Raw genomic sequence first — 4966 nt, forward strand, 5'->3', positions numbered from 1 at the left:
GGCAACTGGTCAGTGGTGATTTGTCCCTGTTGGTGGCGGCGTACTTTGAAGTTATTGAGCTGTTTAAGCCGCGCCGACTTAGCGAATTGTCCCTGTTTTGGCATGATTAATTTCCTCTCTATAAAAAAAGTTCCTAAGACATGATAACATCTTAGGAACTTGTTTGTTTAATGAGTTAATTCTTGCTTGCGATTCCCTTCATCGTCTCTGAACGATGACTTGATCGGGTAAGTCAGGTGAATCGTGGCCGGTACCACCAGCGGAATGACGATCACTAGAATGATCAAACCGCAGATAACGGTCATCGCCACCTCGATCAGGGTCGGAATGGCTGACGGAATCAACGCCGCGAAGGTACCGCTCAGGATGATGGCCGCGGAAATAACCACGGTCCCGATCTCCTTAGACGCCCGAACGATCCGCTCAGTCGGCAGGTACTTAGTTTGGTCAATATTCCGGTACCGCATAACGAGGAAGATACTGTAGTCAACCCCCAGCGCCAGCAACATGATGAAGCTGAAGAACGGGGTGTTCCAGGTCAGCATTGGCCGATTGAGGAAGAGCCGCGTCAGCAAGTGGGTGATCGATAGAGCTGCCATGTAGGCAGAAACCAGGGTCCCCAGGATGTAGACTGGTTGGAGCAGTGACCGGGTAATCAGGATTAAGGCCAGGCCGATCCCGATCACCATGATGGCGGCAGTCCGCATGAAGTCGCCACCAGCAACCCGCTTCGTGTCAGTGATCTTAGATGACTGGCCACCAACCACTACTGTCGAGTGGCGCAAGGCCGTCCCCTTCAGGCTGTAACGAACCAGGTTGGTGATCTCAGGAATTTCCCGTGTTGCCCGAGCCCCGCTTGGGTTAGAGTCCAGGACAATTGTGATCTTAGCCGTCTTCTTGTCAGCAGACAGGTAGTTATCAATTGCTTCTTGGAATTCACTGTTGTGCAACTGGTTGTTTGGAATGTAGAAGGTATTAGCGGCCGCTGAATTCTGCAGGCCGGTCAGGTAATCACCACCCTGACTAAGGCCGGCACTCATCTTGCTAACCCCCTGCATCATCTGCATGCCGCTCTGCTGTTGCGCTTGGAGCTGAGCAGCGCTGGCACCAGACATCGCTGCCTGGGTCGCGGCTGCACTGGCTTGACTCTGCATTCCAGACGACAGCTGGGCAATGCTGGACTGGGCCGTGCCGAGTTGACCGGTGATCTGCTTCAACTGGTTGTTGACGTAGAGTTGGTCGACCTTAGAGCCAGCCGGCTGGGTAACGGAAGCTACTGTCTTGACCCCGTTATTTTTCTTCAACTGGTTGGTAACCCGGTCGATCAGCATCAGGTCCTGCTCGTTATCGAGACGGTGCTTGGACTTGATGTAGACGGTCGTTGGTTCCGCCGTCCCCTTGGAGAAGTGGTCTTCGACGACCAGCAACCCCTTCTTGGACGGAACGGTGTTGCTGATTTCGTCCGCATCATCGTAATTCAGGTGATTATGGTAGGATAGGCCAACCGGCAGGAGAATTGCAAAAACCACCACCAGGGTGATGATCGGGTGCAGGACCGAGCTATGGGCCATCTTGTTCCAGAGCTTGCTGGTAGACTCACCCGTAAACTTCTTGTCCGGCCAGAACATCTTCTTGCCAAGCGTGGCCATAAAGAATGGGTTCAGCGTCAATAACAGGACCAGCAAGACGGCGACCCCAACGGCCACCCCGACCGCTGACTGGTAAACCGAGAACTTAGCCAGTGCCAGCGAGGTAAAACCGATCAGGATGGAAGAACCGGAATACAGGATCGTCCGCCCAGCATTGTGTTGGGCATCCCGGGCCGCTTCCCACTTATCCATCCCCTGACCGAGGTTTTCCTTAAACCGGTTATACATCAAGATGTTGTAATCAGTTCCGATCCCGAAGAGGACGATGACCATGAAGACCTGCGTAAAGTTAGAAAACGGGAAGTTAACGTGCTTCACCAGGTTCGTAACAATACTGAATGAGGTGATAAAGGCAATCCCAACGTTCAACAGGGAGATCAGCGGCGTGATCGGTGAACGGAAGACCAGTAGCAGGACCACGAAGATGAAGATAACTGAGATGGTCTCGGTCTTCTTGATCCCCTCCTGGACCGCCCCGGAGAAGTCATCGTTTAAGATGTCCGCACCGGTGATGTAGGTCTTAACCCCATCGGTTTTGGCAGCACTGGATAATTGCTTATTGATGTAGCGCAGGGTCCCGTGATCCTTGCTGACGTTCAGCTGGGCAATCTCCGTGGTCTTGTCCTTGGAAATTAACTGCTTGCGCGTCGCCGCGTTATCATTCGGCCCGGTGACCGCCTTGATTCCATACTTGCCACTGTGCTTTTCTAAGTGGTCGATGGTCTTTTGGACGTTTTGCTTGTCCTTGTTCGTCATTGCCCGGTCACCATTATTGAACACCGCCACCACCTGGTAGGTGTTGTTCTGGTGGTGTCCCCAGTGGTTGTTTTGCAACGCACTGGCAACCTGGCTCTGGGCACTCTTGGGCAGGTTGATTGCCGAGTGTTCACGGGTCAGCTGGTTGACGTTGGGCAGGGCAACGATGGCAACCACCGTGATCACGATCCAGGCAATCAGCGCAAATACATGATTGTGAACCAATTTATTCAAAATAACAAAATCCCTCTCTCTCGTGTCCGAACGGCCGGTCCTGCCAAGGCCGGCCGTCTTTAGACAGCATGTTAAGTAGTCTAATTCTTTAAAAGGGACCCATTCAAGCACGTTTTTAGGATTTTGTTTTATTCTTGGACAATTATCGATAATTACCCTTTAAAAGCAAAAAAAGACGGTGGTCAATCGATCATCGTCCTTAGTCAGTTGGGCTAGCTGGATTCGAACCAGCGCATGACGGTACCAAAAACCGTTGCCTTACCGCTTGGCTATAGCCCAATAATAAATGGGGGAGAGTGGATTCGAACCACCGAACCCGAAGGAACGGTTTTACAGACCGTCGCGTTTAACCAGACTTCGCTACTCCCCCAAAAGGGTTCATCAATCAGCTGTGCAAACACAACTAATCAACGTTTATTATAATACCGAATTCCACAAGTAAATGCAAGCCCTAATCATAAGTTTTTTTAACTTGGCTCCCATCCCACCAAAAAAGCCCGCCGGATTCGTGCCGGCAGGCTTTAGTAATGTAATCAAGTTTAATGGTAATGCTTAGTCAACGCCACCCATGAGGTTGTGGATCCGCTTGACGAAGAACATCAAGATGATCCCGAAGACGATACTTACCAGACCAATCGTCAGGAAGTACGGAACTTCCGTTGAAGATGAGTAGAACTTAACGATCTGGGCGTTAACCGCTTGGGCAGCGGCATCGGCCAGGAACCACATACTCATCATCTGGGACTTGAAGGCCTTTGGTGCCAACCGGGTCGTAACGGCCAGCCCAATTGGTGAGATCAGCATTTCACCGATTTCAACGATGAACCAGGAACCGACCAGCCAGAATGGGGAAACCCGTCCGGCGGTGGTCCCGTGGATCAATGCTGGCAATGCCATAAAGGCGTATGACAGACCGGCGAAGACCAGCCCGGCAGCGAACTTACCAGGAGCACTTGGCTGGTTCTTCCAGTGATCCCAGAGGGTAACGAATACCGGCGTCAGGATCATGATGAACAGTGGGTTCAAGGTCTGGAAGTTGGCAGCAGCGAAGTGCCAGCCACCGATGTGTAGAATCGTCCGTTGTTCAGCGAACAGGGCCAGAACAACTGAACCAGATTCTTCAATTGCCCAGAAGATAACGGCGGCAATGAACAGTGGGATGTAAGCAAGTACCCGTGAGTGTTCCTCCTTGGTTACCTTCTTGGAGTTCAGCATCATGATGAAGTAGTAGATTGGCAGTGCAATGGCGATGATCGTGATGATCGTGATGATGTTGGTGATGTTCAACTGTCCCATTGCAGCCAGCAGGCCAAGAACAACGGCCAGGACAACGACCCCGACCAGCGTCCAGATAATCACTGGACGAAGGCTTTCCTTGTCGATAGGATCGTCTGGGTAAAGGCTATCCTTTGACAGGTACTTCCGTCCACCGATTACGTATTGAACCAGACCGAAGAACATCCCGATAGCGGCCAGGGAGAACCCGGCGTGGAAGTTCATTTCACCATGGAAGAGGTTCAGTCCGAAACCGTTAGCAGCCCACGGAACTGCCCATGGAGCAACCGCGGCCCCTAAGTTAATCCCGAAGACGAACATACTGAAACCGGAATCCCGGCGCCGATCATTCTCGGAATAAAGGCCACCAACCATTTCTGAGACATTTGGCTTCAGAAGCCCGGTCCCGGCAACGATCAAGGCAATCGAGACGTAGAGGGCGCTGACCCCGAACGGCAACGACAACGCGATGTGCCCGAACATGATCAGGACACCACCGATGAAGACGGTCCGGCGTGGACCCCATACCCGGTCGGAAAGCCATCCGCCGACAACCCCGGAAAGGTAAACCAGGGAACCGTAGATCGACATAATCGATGCCGCGGTGGTTTCGCTCATTCCAAGACCGCCCTTGGTGACGGCGTAGTACATATAGAATAACAGAATTGCCCGCATTCCGTAGTAACTGAACCGTTCCCACATTTCAGTGAAGAACAGGGTCGACAGACCACGCGGCTGCCCGAAGAACGCGGTATCAACATCTTTTTGTTTGCTCATAAAGATTTGATTCCTCCAATTTACATAACAGTCAGATTAATCATTACAGGATACTCATTCCTAATATTAGAAAAGTCTAACTTTCTTATAACAATGTAATTATTTTAGTCCTCCCCACCCGAATAGTCAATTGAAAAATAAAGTTTTGATGAGAGAAAAGTGGGAAAACGTTTCATTTTACTTAAAAATTTTCAGTTGGATGAGTTCCATAAATTAACTTAATTAAGTTCAGTGATCACTCTGTTTAAAAAAGAAAAGCAGGCACCACATCCGAT

General features: G+C 50.9%; 2 protein-coding genes and 2 tRNA genes. All 4 read right to left on the reverse strand.

Features of this window, described 5'->3' with window-relative positions:
• Window positions 1–167 precede the first annotated feature (167 nt).
• Window positions 168–2639 carry an MMPL family transporter gene (locus ACI31J_RS08225; protein WP_439773935.1) on the reverse strand — a complete coding sequence of 824 codons (2472 nt, stop codon included), beginning with the start codon at window positions 2637–2639 and terminating at the stop codon, window positions 168–170.
• A gap of 207 nt (window positions 2640–2846) precedes the next feature.
• Window positions 2847–2918: transfer RNA gene (locus tag ACI31J_RS08230), tRNA-Gln, on the reverse strand.
• Between the two features lie 8 nt (window positions 2919–2926).
• A tRNA-Tyr gene (locus tag ACI31J_RS08235) sits at window positions 2927–3009 on the reverse strand.
• A 182-nt stretch (window positions 3010–3191) separates the two neighbouring features.
• A complete protein-coding gene (locus ACI31J_RS08240) occupies window positions 3192–4691 on the reverse strand; it encodes a peptide MFS transporter (protein ID WP_439773936.1) in 1500 nt (499 codons plus the stop codon).
• Window positions 4692–4966 lie beyond the last annotated feature (275 nt).

This window comes from Limosilactobacillus sp. (assembly GCF_051873075.1).
Lineage (GTDB): Bacteria > Bacillota > Bacilli > Lactobacillales > Lactobacillaceae > Limosilactobacillus.